This window comes from Oleiphilus sp. HI0066, from assembly GCF_001635725.1.
This window is the reverse complement of sequence record NZ_LWFH01000942.1, coordinates 1-817: the sequence shown is the minus strand read 5'-3', so window position 1 is coordinate 817 and position 817 is coordinate 1. Positions and strand designations below refer to the sequence as shown.

Here is an 817-nt window from a genome sequence, read left to right as displayed (position 1 = left end):
TGTTGGTGCTGTATCCCACTTTACGCGCGCGAAGTAAGTGATTTGCATCCAAATAAAAACTAGAACGGTTTTAATGAACGATACAAAGCCATGTTGCATGCCGCTGATGACAAAGTCAGGGTCCTTGTCAGCTTGGTTAGTATGTCGATGATGAGTCATGTGCTCATATCTGTGCGACGCGTATGGCACTGAAATAAGTGGTGCGGCGAGGTAACCGCATAGATCATTGAGCCACTGAAGCTTTTTGTTATTCCCGTTAATGTTCCCATGCGCCGCTTCGTGCAGTGCGCTATAAGAAAAATAAGTCAAAGCTGCTAGACCAACGACCGCAGGAATAAGAGGAATATCACCTTGCGAATAGAAGTAGAGAAACGCAATTGTTCCGATCACAACGCTAAAAGTATATATGACGGTAAGCCAGCTTATTTTGCCCATGTATTTTTGAGCTGACGCGATAGCTTCTTTGTTGAGTTGGGTTAAGTCGTCTGACATATTAGCTCCATTACTATTCTTTTTTGGTGCTTCGTTTGGAGTGTCTATTACATGTCTTAATCAGACAATTTAGAACAGTATGTCACGCCATAAGATCGTCAATATCTGCCATGTAGTGCTACCAAAAAGAAGATTTTTAGCGCTCGTAGCATTATTTATTTGAGAAGTGCCCTTTTATAAACTGCGGGAAAGCCGCTTTGCCGTGGGTCTGTTTACTTATGATTTTAAGTTCCTCATCAAAGATGAAGTAATCAACGCCATGCCAGAAAAAGGGACTTCCGTTGCGCATTTTAAGCGCTTTGAACAAGAATTTATTGGGAAGGTT

1 protein-coding gene is annotated in these 817 nt (G+C 42.0%); it reads right to left on the bottom strand.

Translation table 11 applies throughout. The features are described from left to right. The coding region (locus A3738_RS10755; protein WP_197473803.1) for a fatty acid desaturase at positions 1-492 on the bottom strand (492 nt) is incomplete at its 3' end. Between the last annotated feature and the right edge of the window lie 325 nt (positions 493-817).